We start from the raw sequence: 21633 nt of genomic DNA, 5'->3' as shown, positions 1-21633 counted from the left end.
GGTTCGCACTGGTAGATCGACATGTGGGATAGCGGCATAACCAGCCTGTTCGTCGACGTGACGAACAGGCTCGGCCTGAACTACGAGTTTCTGGCAACGGGCTACGAGGCGCAGATTTGGCGTGACGGTTTCATAACCACGCTCTATCTGATCGCCTTGTTGATCCCGGTCAGCCTGATAGCCGGACTGGTGTTTGCCGCCTGCCTGACATCAGGCAGGCTCTGGCTCTCGGCGCCGGTGCGCGCCTTCGTCGAAATCACCCGAAACACCCCGACGCTGGTGCAACTGATGTTCAGCTTCCTCGTCCTCAATACCGTCGTGTCAAACCTGGTCGGCGGCGCGCAGAACAATCCGCTGACACCGTTCTTCTGGGTGGTGGCGGTGGTCGGGCTGCACATCGCCGCCTTGCATGCCGAGGCGATCCGCGCCGGCATCGAAGCGGTTCCGGCCTCGACCGTGGAGGCGGCGCGCGGCATCGGCTTCAGCAAGCTGCAGATCCTTCGTTACGTCGAAATTCCCCTGGCGTTCCGGGCGTCGCTGCCGGCGATCGTCAACAACCTCATCAACCTCGTGAAACTGACGACGGTGGGCAATGCGATTGCAGTGAGCGAGATTACCTATGCCTCGATCATGGTGTGGACGCAGCGCGACAACGTGGTGTCGTTGATGATCGTCATCCTGCTGTTCTTCAGCATCATCAATCTCGTCGTCGCCCGCGTCGGCCTGTGGGTGGAGCGCAAGCTCGCCGTTCCGGGATATGGCCTATGACGGCAGTGGCGCTTTCCGAGCCGCGCAACAGCGGCCACCTGCTGCGCAATATCGGCTTCGCAGCACTCCCTGCCGTCATTCTCCTCTGGTCGCTGGCCGATCTCACCCTTGGGCGCGAACTGGTGGAGTGGCTCCCGTATCTCGCCTCCGGCTTCCTGATGAATGTCGTCATCAGCCTCAGTGCGATGACGCTGGGAACGGTGATCGGAACCCTATTCGGCATTCTTCAACTGGTGCCCTACAGGGCGGTGCGCTACCCGGTCGTTGCCTATGTGCAGGCCTTCCGCAATGCCCCGCATCTCGTGCTGATTTTCGCCACGACGTATATCTTTCCCTTCGAGATCGTCGTGTTCGGCAACTACCTGCCCTTCCCCGATTGGGTGAAAGCTGTGATCGGACTTGCCATACCGGCCAGCGCCTATGTGGCCGAGATCACCCGCGGCGCCATCCTTTCGATCCCGACCACGCAATGGGAAGCGGCAAAGGGGCTCGGTTTTTCCCGCAGCCAGGCGCTGCGCTGGATTATCCTGCCGCAATGCCTGCGGCGCTCGCTGCCGCCTTGGATGAACATATTAGCCTCCATCACGATGGGCACCTCGCTTGCCTCGCTGGTCGGCGTGCATGAATTATTGCATGCGGCGACCGATGCCAGCACGGCCGTGCGCCGGCTCGATTTCACGATCATCGCCTACATCGCGGTGATGGCCGCCTTCTTCACGCTTTGCTACCCGATCGCCCGCCTGACCCGACGCCTTGAGCGGCGCTTCAACGCGGGCTCCAGGATGAGACAATGAACACAAAAAGCGACGACGCGATCGTACGACTGGAAGACGTACACCTTTCCTTCGGCCAGACCGAGGTGCTGAGGGGTATCGACCTGACCGTCAACAGGGGCAATGCGGTTTCCATCATCGGCCCGTCCGGCTCGGGAAAGTCGACGATTCTGCGCTGCATCAACGCACTGGTGACGCCGCAGCGCGGCCGCATCACGGTCGGTGGTACCCAAGTCGACCGGTTGACCGCGGAAAGCGAACGTATTGCGTTGCGCAAGCGCGTCGGCATCGTCTTCCAGCAATATAATCTCTTTCCGCACCTGACGGTTCTGGACAATATCGTGCTGGCTCCAACCCGCATTCTGGGCGTCGGGCAGGACGAAGCGGAAAAATTGGCGCGCGACCTGCTCGAAAAGGTGAGGCTGTCGGAAAAGGCAGGCGCTTATCCCGGCCAGCTTTCCGGCGGCCAGCAGCAGCGCGTCGCGATTGCCCGCGCGCTGGCGATGAGGCCGGAACTGGTGCTGTTCGACGAAGTGACCTCGGCGCTCGATCCAGAGACGGTGGGCGAAGTGCTGGCGGTGATCCGTGACCTCATCCGCGACGGCATGACCAGCATCCTGGTGACGCATGAAATGCGCTTCGCCGAAGAGATCAGCGATACAGTCGTCTTCACGGAGAACGGGCGGATCGTCGCCCAAGGCTCCCCCGAGGAGATATTCCATGCGTTCGACAATCCTCGCATCCGTCAATTCGTCGGCGGCCTTTCCGGCGGACGCGGAACGGTTCGCAGCGAAGCTGTCCGGGAACTGTCATGACCAGACCGTCGGCTCCACTGACCTCGGCATTCGCCGAAGCAATCGTCTCATCGGATCCGCTGAAGGATTCCGCAGCGATGGACGCTGCCCGTCTGGCGATCATCGATTTTCTCGCCTGCGCGATTGCCGGCGCCCGAGACGACACGACTGGCCTCCTGACCGAGGCGGTCGGCGCCAATCTGCCAGGTGACGCGATCCTGATTGGATGTGCGCGCCGAACCGATCCGCTGGCGGCGTCAATTGTCAACGGCTATGCCGGCCATGTGCTCGATTATGACGACGTGCATGCAAGCGTGCGTGGCCATCCGACAACGGTGATCCTTCCAGCTCTGCTGGCGCTCGCTGCCGAGCGGAGTTTTTCCGCGGAGGCGCTGGTCGCCTCCTATATCGTCGGGCTCGAAGCCATGGCGCGCTTGGGATTGTCGCTCGGCTCGAAGCACTACGAGACGGGGTTTCATGCCACGGCAACGCTTGGCACCTTAGGCGCGGCAGCCGCAATTGCCCATCTGACGCGCGCCTCTGTAGGCGAGACCGCTGTCGCACTGGGCCTTGCGGCAACGCAATCGTCGGGCCTGCGGCTGCAGTTCGGCAATGACGCCAAAGCTTATCACGCCGGCATGGCGGCCCGATCCGGGCTCCTGTCGGCACGTCTGGCGGCTGCGGGTTTTAGCGGCGCATCCGATTTCCTCGATAATGCGGTCGGCTTCCATTCGGTCTTTGCCTTCGGAGCGGAACGCCTGTCCGCCTTGACCGAGAACTGGGGCTCGCCCTGGCAGATCGTCGCGCCAGGGCTGACGCTGAAGGCCTATCCCTGTTGCACAGCCAGCCATCCGGTCGCGTCTCTCGGCATCGATCTCAACCGGGAAGGCCTGCGCGCAGAGGCAATCGCGCGCATCACCTTTACCTATCCGCCCGGTGCCGACGCAGCCTTGGTGGTGAGCAGGCCCACCAACGGCATCGAGGCGCGCTTCAGCCCGGAATATGTGTTCGCCGCAGCCCTCATCGACGGGAGCTTGCGGCTTGATCATTTCGACGGGAGGCCGGTCGAGCCGCGCCTGATGGCGCTTGCCGAGCGCGCCGGCCGGCGCCATGACGAGACCGCGCCGCGCATGTCGAGCGATCCGCAGACACGGTTCGTCATTGTCGATATTACGCTTTCCGACGGCAGCACGATGCAGCGCCGTTTTGACGGCCTGCCGGGGCTGACCGATCCGACGGAAAAATTTCGTGACGCGACCGGTCGCCATCCGGCCTTCGCCGACATCCCCTCACTCGTCCGGACCATGCACAGCGCCGCCGACCTTCGCCAGCTGCTGGCCCTGCTCAACCAGGACGGCACCCGAAACCACGTTTGACGAAAGATTTTCCCATGACCCGCAAGAGAGAAATCCATCTGGGCCTGTTCCTGCAAGGGGCCGGCCACCACGTATCCGGCTGGCGTCATCCTCACGCCGAGGCGGGCAGCGAGAATTTCGACTTGCTGAGACGCGTGTCCGCGATGGCCGAGGCGGCGAAGTTCGATATGGTCTTCCTGGCCGACGGACTGACCAGCGGCGCCGATGCGCATCCATCGACGATCGCACGCTTCGAACCGCTGACGCTGCTTTCGGCGCTGGCCATGGTGACCGACAAGATCGGGCTGGCGGCAACGACGTCGACGACCTACGGAGAGCCTTACCACACCGCCCGCGCCTTCGCCTCGATCGACCACCTGAGCCACGGCCGCGCCGCCTGGAATATCGTCACGACCTCCTATGCCCGCACGGCGAACAATTTCTCTAAGGCCCATCCCGAGCATGACGAGCGGTACGCCGTGGCCGAGGAATTCGTCGACGTCGTGCGCGGGCTCTGGGACAGCTGGGACGACGATGCCTTCGTCAAGGACAAGCAGAGCGGCGTCTACGCCGACCCGGCCAAGCTCCGTGTCCTCGATCACAAGGGTAAGTATTTCTCCGTCAAGGGACCGCTGAATATTCCGCGCCCACCGCAGGCCCACCCGATCCTGATCCAGGCCGGCTCGTCCGGGCCGGGCCAGGATCTTGCCGCCCGCACCGCCGACGTGGTGTTCACCGCACAGCAGAGCCTCGAAGAGGCGCAGGCTTTTTACAGAAGCCTCAAGGAGCGTGTCGCTCGCTTCGGGCGGCGGCCGGACGACGTCGCCGTCATGCCGGGCTTCCTGCCGGTGATCGGCCGCACGACCAGGGAGGCCGCGGACAAGCTTGCAGAACTCGACAGGTGGACGGACATCAAAAGCGCCATGCCGCTTCTGGAAGAACGCATCGGCCACAGCCTTGCCGAATACGATCTCGATGGCCCGCTGCCCGATCTGCCGATCTCCGACCAATTGCGCAGCCGCGCCGAACTGCTGACCGCGCTGGCAAGGCGCGAGAACCTGACGGTCCGACAACTCGCGCTGCGGGTTGCCGCCGGCCGCGGCCACCATATCGTCCTTGGCACGCCGGTCGAGATTGCCGACAGGATGCAGCAATGGTTTGACAGCCGCGCCGCCGACGGCTTCAACGTCATGCCGCCGTTTTTCCCCGGAGGCCTGGAAGACTTCACGCAACTGGTCGTGCCGATCCTGCAGGAACGCGGCCTGTTTCGCAGGGAATATGGTGGCTCAACTCTTCGCGAACATCTCGGCCTTACGCGGCCGGCAGCAATTTCGCCCTAACTCTACGAAATATTGGCTCCTGGACAAATCAAAGTGCTACAGCGTCTTTCGGCGTCTTAAAGGACGCCGTCACTTCACCATCAACAGGAGCCGGCCGGTCGAACATGAACCTTCATCTCGAAACGGACGAAGACCCACGCACGCGCCAGTTCGTCACCGAGCGCAACGCGCTCTCCGATGCGGCGCTGAGAACACCGGAATTCGCCAGGGATCGCGACGCGATCAAAGCGCTGATTGAGCGGCAGGACAGGCTGATCGTACCGATGCGCCGTGGCGGATGGCTGTTCGATTTTCGCCAGTCCAAGGACAATCCTCTCGGCGTCTGGCTGCGCCTGACAGCCAGCCAGCAGCCGTTGCCGGAGGCCGATTGGGAGCCGGTCTTCGATCTCGACGCCTTCTGCCTCGCCGAAGGCAAGCGTTGGAGCTGGCGCGGCGCCGTCACCTGCCCGTGGGAGCCGACGCGCGTGCTGCTCACGCTTTCGGACGGCGGCTCAGACCTCGTCCGCCTTCTCGAATTCGACGCCGAGCGCAAACGGATCGTCGAGGGCGGTTTCGACACGCCTGCGGCACGATCGCACGCCAATTGGCTGAGCCGCGACGAGATCTGCTATTTCGGTTCGATAGACCGATTTTCGGCGACCCGCTCCGGATGGCCGCGGGTCGGGCGGCGGCTGAAGCGCGGGCAGCGGCCGGAAGATGCCGCCGTGATGTTCGAAGCCGCCAACGAGGACGTCTACGGCTACAATCTCATCATCGACCCTGCCCTGTCGGGCGCTTCGCCGGATGCCGGATTGATCGACATCTTCGTCGCTGCCCATGAGATCGGCGTTGCCAGCGCCTTCCTGACTGCCGACGACGGCACGCAGCGGCGCATCGATCTGCCCAGGGAGGTGGACTTCCAGTTCAATCACGATCACTGCCTCTGGAGGGCAAAGACCGATGAGCGCGTTGCGACAGGCAGCCTGGTGCTGCAGCGCTTCGATCCCAGCTCGGCGACATGTCCGCTCGGGCCGGAACGGATCCTGTTTCAGCCTGGCGAGGGCCAGTCCGTTTCGCAGATGATGCTGATGCGCGAGTGGTGCGTGTTCATTATCTCCGATCGGCTGCGCCCGCGTCTCATGGTGCTCGATCTGACGAGGCCCGATGCCGAACAGCGCGAGATCGCGTTGCCGGCGGATATGCAGACGGCGCATTTCAGGCCGCTCTATGCGGATCTGCATCTTGGCGACGATACGCTCTGCATCATCGGCCAGGGTTTCCTGCAACCTCCGGCGTGTTACCGCCTCGAGCTGTCGGACCGCAGCAAGGAGGCCGAGCCGATTTTCGTCGCCGCAGCTCCGAGCTATTTCGATGCCAACGGCATGTCATCCGAGCTGCTCGAGGCGATTTCCGAAGACGGGACCAGGGTTGCCTACCGGCTGGTGCTGCCGCGACAGTGGACCAAGGGCGCGTTGCCGGTGCTGATCTACGGCTATGGCGGCTTCGACGTTTCGCTGTCGCCGAATTATTCCGGCGTGACAGGCCGCTGGCTTGAACAAGGCGGCGCCTATGTACAGGCCTATATCCGCGGCGGCGGCGAATTCGGACCCGACTGGTATCGCAGCGCCAAGCGGCAGGGACGAGACAAAGCCTTTGCCGATTTCGTCGCCATTGCCCGCGATCTCGTCGCCCGCGGCTACACCGTGCCCGCGCGGATCGCCTGCCAGGGAGGCAGCAATGGCGGCCTGCTGACCGGCGTGATGCTGACGCGCTATCCGCATGATTTCGGCGCGATCTGGTGCCAGGTGCCGGTGCTCGATATGACGCGCTTCCATCTGTTCAGCGCAGGGCAGGCATGGATGGACGAATATGGCGATCCCGAGGTCCCGGTGGATCGGGACTTCATGCTCGGTTATTCGCCGCTCCACAATATAAGGCCGGCAAGCGAGATCGCCTATCCGCCGATCTATATCGAAAGCTCAACCAATGACGACCGCGTTCATCCCTCGCATGCGCGCCGCTTTGCCGCCCGGCTGGAGGAGGAAGGACACAAGCCGCTCTTCCATGAATTCGGCCTTGGCGGGCATGGTGGCGACGGCAATTCCGAAGAGCGCGCCGCCCGCGCGGCGATGGGCTACAGCTTCCTTCGCCAGACCATCATGGCGTAGGATGATGCAATAGAATGGAAGGGAGAGCTTGTCGGCGCTCCTCTTTCTGCTACAAGAAGCGCAATAAATCATACTTTTCACAGGTTCGAGCGAAACACCATGTCCCCTATCAATCTCGCCATCGTCGGCGTCGGCAAGATCGTCCGCGACCAGCACCTCCCCTCCATCGCCAAGAACGCCGATTTCAAACTCGTCGCCACAGCCAGCCGCCATGGCACGGTCGAAGGCATCAACAGCTATACGACGATCGAGGCGATGCTCGATGCCGAGCCTTCGATCGACGCCGTTTCGCTCTGCATGCCGCCGCAATACCGCTACGAGGCCGCCTATAAGGCGCTCGTCGCCGGCAAGCATGTCTTCCTGGAAAAGCCGCCCGGCGCCACGCTGAGCGAAGTGGCCGACCTCGAGGCGCTGGCGAACAAGCAGGGCGCGTCGCTTTTTGCCAGCTGGCATTCGCGTTATGCGCCGGCCGTCGAAGCCGCCAAGGCGTTTCTTGCCTCGACGACGATCAAAAGCGTGCATGTGATGTGGAAAGAGGATGTCCGCCACTGGCATCCGAACCAGGACTGGATCTGGCAGGCTGGCGGCCTCGGCGTTTTCGATCCCGGCATCAATGCGCTGTCGATCGTCACCCATATCCTGCCGCGGCCGGTCTTCATCACCGGGGCTGTGCTGGAATTCCCGGAAAATCGCGATGCGCCGATTGCCGCCGACATTCACTTCCGCGATGCAGACGGCCTGCCGGTTCATGCCGAATTCGACTGGCGCCAGACCGGCAAGCAGAGCTGGGACATCGTCGCGGAAACGGCAGCCGGCCAAATGGTCCTCTCCGAGGGCGGCGCCAAGCTTTCCATCGACGGTAAGCTGACATTCGCCGAACCGGAACAGGAATATCCCTCGCTCTATCGCCGCTTCGCCGAGATCATCAAGGCAGGGAAATCGGATGTCGATCTCGCCCCTCTGCGCCACGTCGCCGACGCCTTCATGCTCGGCAAGCGGAAGTTTGTCGAGGCCTTCCACGACTGAGTCATTTGGGGTCCTTGCCGGTCGGCTCGGATGGCAAGGACCCGCTCAAGCCTTCTTTTCCCACCGCCCTTCCGGCGTCTGCTGCCAATAGGTGAGGTTATGCCCCTCGCCTTTCAGCTTCTTCCATTGGTCGCGGGCAGCTTCCAACTGCTCCTGATCGTGGCCGTCGAACATGAAGACGACGCGCTCATAGCCATCGGCCGGCGGCGGCTCGGCGCCGTCGACAATGAAACGAACCGTCGCCGCATTGGCATTGTCCGACGTGACCGTCAAAAGCACCGGCTGGTTTTGAGCGAAATCAGCCGTGTCGATCCCATGCGGCAGGAAACTTTCCTCGCGAAACGTCCAAAGATGCGCATCGAGTGCATCGCGCCGCGCGGCCTCGCTCGTCTGGACGACGACGCGCCAGCCGCGCTCAATGCTTTTGTCGAGGAGCGGCGGAAGCGCGTCTTCCAGCCTAGTTTCGGTCAGATGATAGAAGAGAATGTCGGTCATCGGGATTCATGATGGGCGCGAACGAGCTCGTCGAGCAGGCGCACCCCGAAACCGGAACCCCAGGACTGGTTGATCTCATCCTGCGGCGAACCCATCGCCGTGCCGGCAATGTCGAGGTGCGCCCAGGGCGTGTCCTGAACGAAACGCTTGAGGAAATGCGCCGCAGTGATCGAGCCGGCCTGACGACCGCCGGTGTTCTTCATGTCGGCGAATTTGCTGTCGATCAGCTTGTCATAATCCTTGCCGAGCGGCATGCGCCAGAGTTTCTCGTTTGTCGAAAGGCCGGCCGCCGTCAGCTGGGCGGAAAGCTGGTCGTCATTGGAGAACAGACCGGCGTGCACATTGCCAAGTGCCACGACGATTGCACCAGTCAGGGTGGCGAGATTGATCATGAACTGTGGCTTGAATCGATCATTGCAATACCAGAGCGCATCGCAGAGCACGAGGCGGCCTTCGGCATCGGTGTTGATCACCTCGATCGTCTGGCCGGACATGGAGGTGACGATGTCGCCCGGACGCTGGGCGTTGCCATCCGGCATGTTCTCGACCAGGCCGATGATGCCGACGGCGTTGACGGCGGCCTTGCGGGCGGCGAGCACGTGCATCAGGCCGGTCACGGCGGCGGCACCGCCCATATCCCCCTTCATATCCTCCATGCCGGCGGCCGGTTTGATCGAAATGCCGCCGGTGTCGAAGACGACGCCCTTGCCGACGAAGGCGACGGGACGGTCCTTGCTCTTGCCGCCCTTCCACTGCATGACCGCCAGACGCGGCGGGCGCACGGATCCCTGCGCGACGCCGAGCAGCGCGCCCATGCCGAGACGGCGCATCTCCTTCTCGGTCAGAATTTCCACCTCGACGCCGAGATTTTCCAGTTCCTTTGCCCTGGCGGCGAATTCGACGGGTCCCAGCGCGTTCGGCGGTTCATTGACGAGGTCACGGGCGAGATTGACGCCGCCGGCGATCGCTTCGGATTCGGAAAATGCCTTCCTGGCGCCGGTCGCATCGGCGGCGACGATCGTCACCTTGACGGATTTTGCCGGCTTCTCCTCGTCATCATTCTTCTTTGTTTTATAGGCATCGAAGCTGTAGGCGCGCAGCAGCATGCCGAGCGCGAAATCAGCGGCGGCGCGTGCGTTCGTCTCAAGGCCGGGCACGTCGATGAAGATGGCGGCCTTGTCAGTATTCTTGATTTTCGACGCCGCAGCGCCGCCGGCCTTCAGCCAATCATGGGCGGCGAGTTCGCCGACCTTGCCAAGCCCGATGACGACGATGCGATCGACGGGGGCGCCTTCCGGGGCGACAATATCGAGCGCGGCCATTGATTTAGCGGAGAATCGAGCGATCTTGGCAGCCTTGGCGATCACGCCTGCGGGATCAGCCGTTTCGGTGCCTGCGGCGCTGTCGGCCTCGGCAGTCTTCAACAGGATCGCCAGCCCGCCATTGAGCTTTACCGACTTCGAGAATGAAATTTCGAACTTTACTGACATATCTTCTCCGCTGGGATTCTTGAAATCCGTCCCTGGCGGATAATTTCGCGTTTGGCGGGTCTGTCAATGGCTCGCGACACTTGTTATGGTCGCCCGCGTCCGTCCAGGCTCTCGTGTTTCGTCACTTTCGTAGATATTCGCGTTGACAGTTTTTTCGAAAAATCGATGGCAGGGCCCTGTGATCCGCCTGCCGAAAACGACTTTCGGTGCATTCCTGTTTCTGTTCTGGGTGTGGTGGGCGCTGCTTGCCATCTTTCGCGCCTTCCCTGGAATAGACATTTATTTTTCCCAGCTTTTTTTCGCCGGTGCAGATTGTGACGCGACTGCCGCTGCCGGAAGCATTTGCGGCGGCTTTCCCTATCGCGACTCGGGGAATTTCGACCTGCTGCGAACCATCTTCTTCCGCCTGCCCTATGTCGTGGCGATCGTCATGGTGTGGAAGCTGATCGAATGCTATCAGCAGCACGGCGCGACCTTCAACGCCGAGCGGGCGCGCAAGCTCAAAGTCGCACTCGGAACCATGCTGATCGGGCCGGTGCTGCTCGTCAATGTTATCCTGAAGGAACATTGGGGTCGGCCGCGGCCGGTGCAGACGGATATTTTCGGCGGGAGCCTGCATTTTGTCGAGGCCGGCTCGCTTGCCGGCAAATGCGTGTCGAACTGCTCCTTCGTCTCCGGCGAGGCCGCGAGCGCTGGATGGCTGTTCTGCCTTCTGCTCTTCGTGCCGAAATCGATGCGTTATGCGCTGGTGCCGCCCGTCGCCGCGATCTCGATCCTGACGCCGGCCATGCGGCTATCCTTCGGCGCGCATTATCTTTCCGATGTGACGCTCGGATGGCTCTCCTCGCTTGTCGTCTTCGCGGCGCTGCTGGCGCTAACTGAGTCGCAACAGGGCCAAAAAAATTCTGAAATTTGAATGAATTTTTGACACCTGCTTGTCGCAAAAGCGCGACAAAGAGCGTAGAGGGATTCTCCTGCAAGCCGTTTGGGCGTGCAGGTGCTTTCAAGGGCCGGCATGAAACTACTCGAGACATACATATTGCGGCGCGTCGGCCAGATGTTTCTCGTGGCGCTCCTGCCCGTGCTGGCGATCATCTGGACGACACAGGTTTTGCAGCGCATCAACCTCGTCACCGACAGCGGCCAGTCGATCGGCTCGTTCGCCAAGCTCGCGACGATGATCCTGCCGTCGATCATTCCCGTGGTGCTGCCCTTCGCCCTCGTCATCGCCATCACCCAGACGCTGACGACGATGAACAACGATTCCGAGCTGACCGTCATCGACGCGGCCGGGGCACGGCGCACCATTCTGGTCCGGCCGATCCTGCTGCTTGCCGCCGTCATCAGCGTCTTTTCCTTTTTCGTCGACAACATCGTCGAGCCGCGGGCAAAGACCGTGGCGCGTCAGATGATCGCCGAAACCTATGCCGATCTCCTCTCCTCGGTCATCGAGGAAAAGACCTTCCGCAAGCTCGACGAGGGTCTCTATGTGCAGATCTCGCAGCGCCTGGCGGGGCGCATGCTGAAGGGCCTGTTCGTAGCCGACGAGCGGGACCCGGCCTACGAGCTCATCTATTACGCCAAGGAAGGCGCCGTCGACGATACCGGCACGACGCTGATCATGCACGACGGCGAGGTGCATCGCAAAACACCCGACGGCAACGTCTCGGTCATCAATTTCGATTCCTATTCCTTCGATCTCTCCGACATGACGGAGAGCCGCGGTCAGGCAACGCTGAAAGCCAGCGACCGTGACCTGTGGTTCCTGTTCAATCCGGATCCGAACGACAAGGACTATACGATCCGCCCGCAGAGCTACCGCGCCGAACTGCATCGACGGCTGACGGACTGGATCCTTCCTGTTGTCTTTGCCCTGTTCTCGCTGGCGATCGCCGGCGACGCCCGCTCGCACCGCGAAGCGCGGCTGCATCCGATGGTGAGCGCGCTCGGCTATGCTTTCGCATTACGGTGGGCTGCATTTTACGCGGCAAACCAAATCGACACCGATCCGGAATATATCGCGGTTCTCTACGCTCTCCCGATCGTCAGCAGCATCGTCTCGATCATCTTCCTCGGCTTGCACAAGCGACTGGTCATGCCTTCGTTCGTCTGGGACCGGATATCGGTTTCCTGGAGACGCATGCAGGAAAGACTGCTTACCGCGACCAGCAGGTCCGGCGGGGGCGCGGCCCAATGATGTTCGGGACATTGTCGCGTTATTTCTTTCGCCGCTACCTGGCGACGACGGGCTGGTTTCTGATCGGCGCGTCGGCGATCGCCTTTCTTCTTGATTTCAGCGAGACTGCGGGACGTATGTCCGGCCTCCCCGGCTACACGATCGGGGGCGGCATCGTGATGACCGCCGTACGGCTGCCCCTCATCCTGCAGCAGACAATCCCCTTCGTTGCGCTCTTCGTCGGCATGACGGTGCTGATCGGGCTCAATCGCAAATATGAGCTCGTCGTCACCCGCGCCGCCGGCATTTCGGTCTGGCAGTTCATGTTTCCCTTCATCGCCGGCTCATTGGTGCTCGGCGTACTGACGACGACGGCGCTTAACCCGCTTGCCGCCTGGGGACAGCGCCAGGCGCTGCTGGTCGAGTCCGACTGGCGCGGCGAAAACGCGGTTCTGCGCAAGGCGCCACAGATTCCGTGGCTGCGCCAGATCAGCGGCCGCGACGATGTCATCATCGGCGCCCAGACGGTCCAGGAGAACGGCACCAAGCTGATCGACGCCGTGTTGATCCATTTCGATTCAAGCGGTCGAGTCATTCTGAGACAGGATGCCGCCACGGCTAAGTTGGAAGATGGTTACTGGCAGCTTAACGGTGTCGTCGAGCGCAAGCCTGGCGAAATCCCGTTGCGCAAAGCTTCGGTCCAACTTCGCACCAATCTGAAACAGGATTTCGTCCAGGAGCGGCTGACAGCGCCGGAAACAATTGGTTTCTTTGACCTTTCCAATCGCATTGCGGCGGCCAAGTCCTTCGGCATCTCGACCAAGGCCTTGGAGACGCAATTCAACTCTCTGTTGTCTCAGCCATTGCTGCTGGTGGCCATGACTCTCATTGCTGCAACAGTGTCCCTAAAATTTAGCCGGTTCAACCAATCCCGCTCCGTGATTCTGGGTGGAATCCTGTCAGGCTTCATGCTTTATGTCATCACCGTGCTTGTAAAAGCATTCGGAAGCAGTGGAGTCGTGCCTCCCTTCGTGGCGACCTGGATACCGGTTGTTGTCGCGCTGGCCTTGGGCGCGACTATTTTGCTTCATCAGGAGGACGGCTAGTGGCGGTAGGCGACCGCAAGTATTTTAGTAAACAATCGGTTGCCCTGCTTGTCGGTGCGGCTCTATGTTCCTATTTCGGCAGCGTCCCGGCCTCCCACGGCCAGGCCAGCACGCCTGAGCAAAATATTCAGAACAAGATTCCCGAAGGCGCCAAATTGCTGCTTTCGGCCAATGAACTCGTCTATAATCGTGACGCCGACCTCGTCTCGGCGGTCGGCGGCGTGCAGATCAACTATGGCGGCTACAAAATGGTCGCGCAGAAGGTCGAGTACAATCAGAAGACCGGCCGGATGATGGCGATGGGCAATGTCGAGCTCGTCAGCCCGGACGGCAACCGCATCTATGCCGACAACCTTGACGTGACCGACAATTTTGCCGACGGGTTCCTGAACTCGCTGCGCGTCGAAACCTCCGACAATACGCGTATCGTCGCCGAAAGTGGCGAGCGTGTCGGCGGCACCAAGATGATTCTCAATAAGGGCGTCTACACCGCCTGCCTTCCCTGCGCCGAAGATCCGAAACGTGCGCCCTTCTGGCAGGTCAAGGCCAAACGCGTGATCCAGAACGGCGAGACCCATACGATCCGTCTGGAACGAGCCCGCTTCGAGCTGCTCGGCTACCCGATTGCCTTCGTGCCGTTTATCGAAGTTCCCGACAATACGGTGAAGCGCAAGTCCGGCTTCCTGTTCCCGACGATGAGCCTGTCGCAAAATCTCGGCTTCGGTCTTTCCATTCCTTATTATTACGTGATCTCGCCGAGCATGGATGCGACGGTCACCACAACCGGCTATACGGCCCAGGGCTTCCTCGTCGAAGGCGAATTCCGTCAGCGCTTCGAGAACGGGACGCATATCCTGCGCGTCGCCGGTATCGACCAGGCAAAGCCGGGTAATTTCAGCTCGGGCACCAGCGATGCGGAAGCCGAACAGCGCGGTATGGTGGCGTCAAAGGCAGAGTTCCGCATTAATCCGCGCTGGACGTTCGGCTGGGACGTCATGGTGCAGAGCGACAATAATTTCTCGAAGACCTATAAACTCCGCGGCTTGAGCGGCACTGATCGCACGAACCAGATCTACCTGACGGGGCTTGGGAAACGGAATTATTTCGACATGCGGGCGTTTTATTTCGACGTCCAGGATGCCGATCGGACGAACACGGCCGAAAAGCAGCAGGCCATCGTCTACCCCGCGCTTGATTATCACTATGTCGCGCCTCAGCCGCTTGCAGGAGGCGAGCTTTCTGCGGACGTCAACCTGACGAATATTTCGCGCACACACGACGACTTCTATACCGTCGATGGATTCGACCGCTTCCGCGGGCTGAAAGGTCAGACGTCGCGCCTGACGGCCGAACTTCAATGGAAACGCACCTATGTCACGCCGACCGGTCTAGTGATCACGCCGCTTCTGGCCGCGCGCGGCGACGCTTTCGCGCTTAATATGAATGACCCAACAGGTTACGCCGGCAATTATCTTGACGACGAATCCGCCACCCGCTCGATGCTCACCGCCGGGCTGGAGATTCGGTATCCGATCCTGATGACGACTGATAACAGCACGCATATCCTGGAGCCGATCGTCCAGATCTATGCGCGCCCCGACGAGCAGCTCGCCGGCCGGCTGCCGAACGAGGATGCACAAAGCTTCGTCTTCGATGCCACGTCGCTTTTCGACCGCGACAAGTTCTCAGGCTACGACCGTATTGAAGGCGGCACTCGCGCCAATGTCGGCTTCCAGTATACCGGGACGTTCGACAGCGGTTACAAGCTGCACGGCATTTTCGGTCAGTCTTATCAGATCGCCGGCCAGAACTCGTTCGCGACCGATGACCTCGTCAATGTCGGCGCGGATTCGGGCCTCGAAACCGACCGCTCCGATTATGTCGGCCTCGGCGGCATCGAAACGCCCTACGGTGTTTCCGTTGCGGCCTCCTACCGGCTCGACGAGAAGGATTTCGAGTTTCGTCGTGGCGACCTGACGACAGGCTACCAGAACGACACCTTCCAGACGCAGGTGACCTACACGCATCTGAGCGCCCAGCCGGCCTATGGCTTCGCCGAGGACAATGACGAGATCCAGACCAGCAGCAAGGTCAAGTTCAAGGACTATTGGTCGATCTTCGGCGGCATCGCCTGGGATCTGAACAACGATGTGATCAGCCGCCGGACCCTCGGCCTTTCCTATGAGGACGAATGCACGATCTTCACGATCGCCTATACGGATAGCAGGGATTCCGACGACGAATCGGCAAGCGACTGGACGATCGGCGCGCGGCTGACGTTCCGCACGCTCGGCGACATCAAAATTGGCTCCGACACTCTCTCCAACTAGCGGGCGGACGGCGTAAACATGGCCTCAAGTCATTCTTTCGCCGTAAGCCTGTGCAGGACATTGCGGCCAGTCGATATCCGAGGCATAGGAGTTTCGCGCCGGTGGAAGCGATTTCCGCGTGTCTCGCACTGTGGTAAGGACGCCGCGATCAACGTCTCGCGGCGCTATTGGGAGGTCAACAGATGATTGACGCAAAAAAAGCCATAACCACCTTTCTCGCCGGCGCAGCGATTGCCTTGCTGACGGGCCTTGCCGGCCCGGCGATTGCAGCAAGCGGAGTCCAGGCTGTGGTGAACGGCACGGCCATCACCAGCGGCGATGTCGCCAAGCGTCAGGCCTTCCTGCGCCTGCAGCATACCAAGGCCGACGCCAAGACCGCTACGGAGCAATTGATCGACGAGACGCTCAAGCGCCAGGAGGTCGCCCGAGTCCATATGTCGGTTTCGCAGCAGGATGTCGATGCATCTTTCGCGCGCTTTTCGGCCGGCAACAAACTTTCCGTCGAACAGATGTCGCAGATTCTCGATCGCGCCGGCGTTGGCGTCGACCATTTCAAAGGCTTCATCGCTGTGCAGATGAGCTGGCCGCGCGTCGTCAATGCGCGTTACGGGTCGACCTCGCGGCTGTCGAACTATGATCTCGTCTCGCGCATGATGCAGAACAACAAGCAAAAGCCGGTGACGACGGAATATATGCTGCAGCAGATCATCTTCGTCATTCCTGAGGCCAAGCGCGGCGCCATCACCGGCAAGCGCAAGGGCGAGGCCGAGGCATCGCGCTCGAAATTCCCCGGCTGTGATCAGGCAAAGACCTTTGCCGCAACGATGCGCGATGTTTCCGTGCGCGATCTCGGCCGCATGCTTGCTCCGGAGATCCCGCCGGACTGGAAGCCTCTGGTCGAGCAGGCCAAGGGCAACACGACAGGCACCCGCGTCACCGACAAGGGGGTCGAATATCTGGCGATCTGCAGCCAGCGCCAGGTCTCCGACGACCAGGCAGCCGAAATGGTCTTCCGCCAGGAGGATCTCGACAAGTCCAAAGCCGGCAAGAATGGCCCGCCGGAAAACGAAAACAGCAAGAAATACCTGGACGAACTGCGCAAGAAGGCGCAGATCGCCTATCGCTGACCGACGATGGCGATACCCTTTTCACGACCGCTTGCGCTGAGCCAGGGCGATCCCGCCGGCATCGGACCGGATATCACCCTGATGGCATGGCTGCGGCGGCGTGAACTCGGGCTTCCGCCCTTTTTCCTGATTGGCGATCCGGATGTCCTGGCTCTGCGGGCCCGCCAGCTCAATCTGGCGGCTTCCATTCGTGAGATCGACACGGCCGGCGAGGCTACCGGCATATTTGCCGATGCGCTGCCCGTCATGAGCGTCCCGGCCGGCATTGAGGTCGTGGCCGGCGAGCCGCATGTGGCAACGGCGAAGGGCACGATCGCGGCGATCGAAAAAGCCGTCTCGCTTGTCATCGGCGGCGAGGCACTCGCGGTCGTTACCAATCCGATCGCCAAGGCCGTGCTCTATGAAGCGGGCTTCCGCTTTCCCGGCCATACCGAGTTTCTCGCCGATCTCGCCGCCAGGGCAACCGGCAGGCCGGTGACCCCTGTCATGATGCTGTCCGGACCGAAGCTCAGGGCCATTCCCGTCACCATTCACATTCCGCTCCGGGACGTGCCGCAGGCGCTGACGGACGAATTGGTCATGGAAACCTGCCGGATCGCTCACGAAGATCTGAGGCAGCGCTTCGGCATCGATGCGCCGCGGCTCGCGGTTGCCGGCCTCAATCCGCATGCCGGCGAAACCGGAACGCTCGGCAGGGAAGACGAGGACATCATCCGCCCGGCGATCGAGCGCCTGCGCGACGAGGGCATCGATGCGATCGGCCCCCTGCCCGCCGACACCATGTTCCATGACGAGGCGCGGGCGCGATACGACGTCGCCATCTGCATGTATCACGATCAGGCGCTGATCCCCGCCAAGGCGCTCGGTTTCGACGACAGCGTCAACGTCACGCTCGGACTTCCCTTCGTGCGAACCTCGCCGGATCACGGCACCGCTTTCGGCATCGCCGGCAAGGGACTGGCGCGTGAGCAGAGCCTGGTTGCAGCACTGAAGCTAGCCGCCCAGCTCGGCCGCACTTGGGAAAGCCGCCGCTGATGGCAGCACTCGATGGCCTGCCGCCGCTTCGCGACGTCATTCAGCGTCACGGCCTCGATGCGCGCAAGGCGCTCGGGCAGAACTTCCTGCTCGACCTCAACCTCACGCAGAAGGTCGCCCGCACCGCAGGCGCTCTTGAAGAGACCACCGTTTTCGAGGTCGGCCCCGGCCCCGGCGGGCTGACCCGCGCGATTCTGGCGCTCGGCGCCAAGAAGGTCATTGCCGTCGAGCGGGACGCGCGCTGCCTGCCGGCGCTTGCCGAGATCGCCGATCACTATCCCGGCCGCCTGGAGGTCATCGAAGGCGATGCGCTGAAGACGGATTTCGAAGCATTGGCGCCGGAAGGCCCGGTCAAGATTATCGCCAACCTGCCTTATAATGTCGGCACGCAATTGCTGGTCAACTGGCTGCTGCCTAAAGCCTGGCCGCCGTTTTGGCAGTCACTGACGCTGATGTTTCAGAAAGAAGTCGGCGAGCGTATCGTCGCGGGCGAGGATGACGACCATTACGGGCGCCTCGGCGTTCTCTGCGGCTGGCGGACGGACGCACGCATGGCCTTCGACGTGCCGCCGCAGGCATTTACGCCGCCGCCGAAGGTGACCTCAACGGTCGTGCACTTGCTTCCTCGTGAAAACCCCGTTCAGTGCGCCGTCGCCAATTTGGAGAAGGTCACGCAAGCCGCCTTCGGCCAGCGTCGCAAGATGCTGCGTCAAAGCTTGAAACCGCTCGGCGGCGAAAGCCTTCTCGTCAAGGCGGGGATCGATCCGGCGCGTCGGGCAGAGACCTTGTCCGTCGAGGAATTCTGCCTTCTCGCGAACAATCTTTAGAGAGACGGCGTCTCTTCCAGCAGCTCGCGAACGAAATCGAACATGCCGTGGCGGCGGTCGCGGCGCAGGCGTTCGGCCTTGACGATCGACTGGACGGCGTCGAAGGCGGTGTTGAGATCGTCATTGACGATGACATAATCATATTCGCGCCAGTGGGCGATCTCGGCGCGGCTGTTGGCCAGACGCGTCTGAATGACCTCCTCGGAATCCTCGGCACGGCGGTGCAGACGCGACTGGAGCTCCGTCATGGTCGGCGGCAGCACGAAGATCGAGACGACGTCGGCCGACATCTTCTCCTGCAACTGCTGGGCGCCCTGCCAGTCGATATCGAAGAGCATATCGCGGCCTTCGGCCATGGCCTGCTCGACCGGCTCGCGCGGCGTGCCGTAGAAATTGCCATGCACTTCGGCCCATTCGAGCAGTGCGTCGCTATCGCGCAGCCGCTCGAACTCGCGCACGCTCTTGAAGTGGTAATGCACGCCCTCGACCTCGCTCGGGCGGCGCTGGCGCGTGGTGACGCTGACGGAAAGGCCGATATGCTTGTCGGTCTCCAGCAGCGTGCGCGCGATGGTGGACTTGCCGGCGCCAGACGGCGACGAAATGACAAGCATCAGACCGCGGCGGGCGATCTGCACGGGCGAGGATTTCGCCGGTTTCATGTCCTACTCCAAATTCTGGACCTGCTCGCGGAACTGGTCGATCACGACTTTCAACTCGATGCCGGCGGCCGTAACCGCCGAGGCATTCGACTTGGAGCAGATGGTATTCGATTCGCGGTTAAATTCCTGTGCAAGGAAGTCCAGCCGGCGCCCGGCAGGCCCGCCTTTCACCAGGAGATCGCGCGCGGCGGCGACATGCGCCTTCAGGCGATCGATTTCCTCGCGCAGATCCGCCTTGGTCGCCAACAGCGCGGCTTCGGCATGCAACCGGTCGCGGTCGAGCGCGGCCATGCCGTCCATCAGCAAGGCGACCTGCGCCACGAGCCGGGAGGCGATCTCCTGCGGCGAGCGCGAAGGATCCATCTCGATCGTCCGTGTCAGGCCCTCGATCGTTGCGACGTGATCGAGAAGAATGCGGGAGAGCGCCGCCCCTTCCTGTTCGCGCATCGCCCGGAGATCGGCAAGCGCGGCCATGAGTCCGGCGGCAATATCGGCATCCCGGGCAGCCAGCGCCTCCTCAGCGTCCTCGCCCTCACGGAACTCCACGATGCCGCGCACCAGAAGCAGCGTGTCGAGCTTCAGCGGCGCCGGATCGATCACGCCCGCCAATTGCTCGCGCATGGCAAGCACGGCGGCAAGCGCTTCCCTGTTCAGCACCGCCTCGAAACGGTTCTCGTCGGCAGTGACCGAAAGCGAAGCCTGCAGGTTGCCGCGGCTGAAGCTTTCGCCGGCAAGGCGGCGGACCTCCGCCTCCATGCGTTCGAGGCCGGGCGGCAGGCGCAGGCGCAGGTCGAAACCCTTGCCGTTGACCGAGCGCAGCTCCCATGCCCAACGCCAGCGGCCGCTTGTTCCCTCGCGCCGCGCAAAACCGGTCATGGACTGCAAAGCCATGCGAGCCTCCCGAAAACTGTCAGTTGATCTTCTTTTTCTTCGGCGGCACGACAGTCGCGCCACTATCGCCCGGCTGCTCTTCCGGCTGGCCGTCGACTGCGATGTTCGGGTCCGAGCCCTTGTCGGCCTCGAGCTTGCGCCAGCGCTTGACGTTGGCATTGTGCTCCTCGAGCGTAGCGGCAAAAACGTGGCCGCCGGTGCCGTCGGCGACGAAATAGAGATCCTGGGTTTTCCAAGGGTTGGCAACGGCTTCCAGCGCGTCCTTGCCAGGATTGGCTATCGGTGTCGGCGGCAGGCCCTTGATGACATAGGTATTGTAAGGCGTGTCTCGTTTCAGATCCGACTGGTAGATCGGCCGGTCCGCCGGTTTTCCCTCGCCACCGAAGAGCCCGTAGATGATCGTCGGATCGGACTGCAGGCGCATGCCCTTGCCAAGCCGGTTCAAGAACACGGAAGCGACATGGGCGCGTTCGTCGGGAATGCCGGTCTCCTTTTCGACGATCGAAGCGAGCGTTACAAATTCCTCTTTGGATCGCAGCGGCAGCGAGGAATCGCGCTTATCCCAGATCTGATTGACCAGCTTCTGCTGTGCGGCCGCCATCTGTTCGATGATTTCCGAGCGCTTGGTACCGCGCGAGAATTTGTATGTGTCCGGACGCAGGCTGCCTTCGGCCGGCAGTGCGGCCGGCAAGTCGCCTTCCAGCACCGGATCCTGCAGCATGCGGTCGAACATCTGGCGGACCGTCAGGCCTTCCGGAAAGGACACCGAATAGAGGATCGACTTGCCCGATTTCAGCAGTTCCATGATATCGCTCATGGAGGCTCTCGCCTTGATCTCATATTCGCCGGCCTTCAGGCTCTCGCCGCCGGCAAGATGCGTCGCGGTGAGATAACGGAAGATACGGGCATCGGAGATGATCGCGTTGCGCTCGAGGTTCGAGGCGATTTCGGCGAGACCCGCGCCGTTGCGGACGATGAAATTAGTGTTGGTCTGCAGCGGGCCTGGGCTCTGATAAGTCGAGGTCGCGTAATAGAAGCCGATGACGGCAAGGACGCAGACCAGCACCGTCATCGTCATGATGAAGTTCAGGAAAAGGACGATCTGGCTGCGAGCGTTCCTGGAGCGTTTCGGCGGCTCCGGAACACGTTCCGGACGCAGGGCTTCGCTCGGCGACTTCGGGATGATCGGCCCCTTCTGCGCCTGGCTGTCGTTGCTCTGGTTCGTCGTATCGCTCACCGGCAATCCTCTAAAACTTGGCCCTCATTCCGCTATTTCGCGAAGCAATGCGGCAAA

General features: G+C 61.9%; 19 protein-coding genes. 14 read left to right on the top strand and 5 right to left on the bottom strand.

The window, feature by feature from the left end:
• The first annotated feature begins 21 nt into the window (after positions 1-21).
• From B5E41_RS19790 to B5E41_RS19760, 7 genes are all read left to right on the top strand, one after another.
• Positions 22-768 carry an amino acid ABC transporter permease gene (locus B5E41_RS19790; RefSeq protein WP_088395755.1) on the top strand — a complete coding sequence of 249 codons (747 nt, stop codon included), beginning with the start codon at positions 22-24 and terminating at the stop codon, positions 766-768.
• Positions 765-1562 carry an amino acid ABC transporter permease gene (locus tag B5E41_RS19785; RefSeq protein ID WP_088395754.1) on the top strand — a complete coding sequence of 266 codons (798 nt, stop codon included), beginning with the start codon at positions 765-767 and terminating at the stop codon, positions 1560-1562. The genes B5E41_RS19790 and B5E41_RS19785 overlap by 4 nt, the downstream gene beginning before the upstream one ends.
• Complete coding sequence (locus B5E41_RS19780; RefSeq protein ID WP_088395753.1) at positions 1559-2356, top strand: amino acid ABC transporter ATP-binding protein; 798 nt, start codon at positions 1559-1561, stop codon at positions 2354-2356. Before B5E41_RS19785 ends, B5E41_RS19780 begins: the two co-directional genes overlap by 4 nt.
• Positions 2353-3711, top strand: a complete 1359-nt coding sequence (locus tag B5E41_RS19775) for an MmgE/PrpD family protein (RefSeq protein ID WP_088395752.1) — start codon at positions 2353-2355, stop codon at positions 3709-3711. The genes B5E41_RS19780 and B5E41_RS19775 overlap by 4 nt, the downstream gene beginning before the upstream one ends.
• Positions 3712-3725: 14 nt before the next feature.
• Positions 3726-5030, top strand: a complete 1305-nt coding sequence (locus B5E41_RS19770) for an LLM class flavin-dependent oxidoreductase (protein WP_088395751.1) — start codon at positions 3726-3728, stop codon at positions 5028-5030.
• A gap of 104 nt (positions 5031-5134) precedes the next feature.
• Positions 5135-7177 (top strand): prolyl oligopeptidase family serine peptidase, encoded by a 2043-nt coding sequence (locus tag B5E41_RS19765; protein ID WP_088395750.1) that lies wholly within the window; start codon positions 5135-5137, stop codon positions 7175-7177.
• Positions 7178-7276: 99 nt separating this feature from the next.
• Entirely contained in the window at positions 7277-8203 is a 927-nt protein-coding gene (locus B5E41_RS19760) for a Gfo/Idh/MocA family protein (RefSeq protein WP_088395749.1), read from the top strand.
• A 45-nt stretch (positions 8204-8248) separates the two neighbouring features.
• Here B5E41_RS19760 and B5E41_RS19755 read toward each other — a convergent pair whose 3' ends face one another.
• Positions 8249-8698, bottom strand: coding sequence for a DNA polymerase III subunit chi (locus B5E41_RS19755; RefSeq protein ID WP_088395748.1), 450 nt, complete (start codon positions 8696-8698; stop codon positions 8249-8251).
• Positions 8695-10188, bottom strand: coding sequence for a leucyl aminopeptidase (locus B5E41_RS19750; protein ID WP_088395747.1), 1494 nt, complete (start codon positions 10186-10188; stop codon positions 8695-8697). Before B5E41_RS19750 ends, B5E41_RS19755 begins: the two co-directional genes overlap by 4 nt.
• A gap of 142 nt (positions 10189-10330) precedes the next feature.
• Between B5E41_RS19750 and B5E41_RS19745 the strand changes: the two genes are divergently transcribed.
• From B5E41_RS19745 to rsmA, 7 genes are all read left to right on the top strand, one after another.
• A complete protein-coding gene (locus B5E41_RS19745) occupies positions 10331-11104 on the top strand; it encodes a phosphatase PAP2 family protein (protein WP_088395746.1) in 774 nt (257 codons plus the stop codon).
• Positions 11105-11203: 99 nt separating this feature from the next.
• Positions 11204-12385, top strand: coding sequence for an LptF/LptG family permease (locus tag B5E41_RS19740; RefSeq protein WP_011424787.1), 1182 nt, complete (start codon positions 11204-11206; stop codon positions 12383-12385).
• Positions 12382-13470, top strand: coding sequence for an LPS export ABC transporter permease LptG (gene lptG / locus B5E41_RS19735; RefSeq protein ID WP_011424786.1), 1089 nt, complete (start codon positions 12382-12384; stop codon positions 13468-13470). The genes B5E41_RS19740 and lptG overlap by 4 nt, the downstream gene beginning before the upstream one ends.
• The gene (locus B5E41_RS19730; protein WP_088395745.1) at positions 13470-15800 is read left to right on the top strand and encodes an LPS-assembly protein LptD; all 2331 of its coding nucleotides are present in this window, start codon (positions 13470-13472) and stop codon (positions 15798-15800) included. Before lptG ends, B5E41_RS19730 begins: the two co-directional genes overlap by 1 nt.
• A gap of 182 nt (positions 15801-15982) precedes the next feature.
• The gene (locus B5E41_RS19725) at positions 15983-16927 is read left to right on the top strand and encodes a SurA N-terminal domain-containing protein (protein WP_088395744.1); all 945 of its coding nucleotides are present in this window, start codon (positions 15983-15985) and stop codon (positions 16925-16927) included.
• 6 nt (positions 16928-16933) lie between these two features.
• Entirely contained in the window at positions 16934-17962 is a 1029-nt protein-coding gene (pdxA, locus tag B5E41_RS19720) for a 4-hydroxythreonine-4-phosphate dehydrogenase PdxA (protein WP_088395743.1), read from the top strand.
• Positions 17962-18789 carry a 16S rRNA (adenine(1518)-N(6)/adenine(1519)-N(6))-dimethyltransferase RsmA gene (gene rsmA / locus B5E41_RS19715; RefSeq protein WP_011424782.1) on the top strand — a complete coding sequence of 276 codons (828 nt, stop codon included), beginning with the start codon at positions 17962-17964 and terminating at the stop codon, positions 18787-18789. The genes pdxA and rsmA overlap by 1 nt, the downstream gene beginning before the upstream one ends.
• Here the strand turns inward: rsmA and gmk are convergent.
• The 3 genes from gmk to mltG are packed head-to-tail and all read right to left on the bottom strand — an operon-like array spanning position 18786 to position 21576.
• A complete protein-coding gene (gene gmk / locus B5E41_RS19710; protein WP_064810043.1) occupies positions 18786-19448 on the bottom strand; it encodes a guanylate kinase in 663 nt (220 codons plus the stop codon). The genes rsmA and gmk overlap by 4 nt on opposite strands.
• A gap of 3 nt (positions 19449-19451) precedes the next feature.
• Entirely contained in the window at positions 19452-20339 is an 888-nt protein-coding gene (locus tag B5E41_RS19705; protein ID WP_064801611.1) for a YicC/YloC family endoribonuclease, read from the bottom strand.
• A 19-nt stretch (positions 20340-20358) separates the two neighbouring features.
• On the bottom strand, positions 20359-21576 hold the full coding sequence (gene mltG, locus B5E41_RS19700) for an endolytic transglycosylase MltG (RefSeq protein ID WP_088395742.1): 1218 nt from the start codon (positions 21574-21576) through the stop codon (positions 20359-20361).
• Positions 21577-21633 lie beyond the last annotated feature (57 nt).

This window comes from Rhizobium esperanzae, from assembly GCF_002204185.1.
GTDB lineage: Bacteria > Pseudomonadota > Alphaproteobacteria > Rhizobiales > Rhizobiaceae > Rhizobium > Rhizobium esperanzae.
This window is presented reverse-complemented; position numbering and strand designations above follow the sequence as displayed.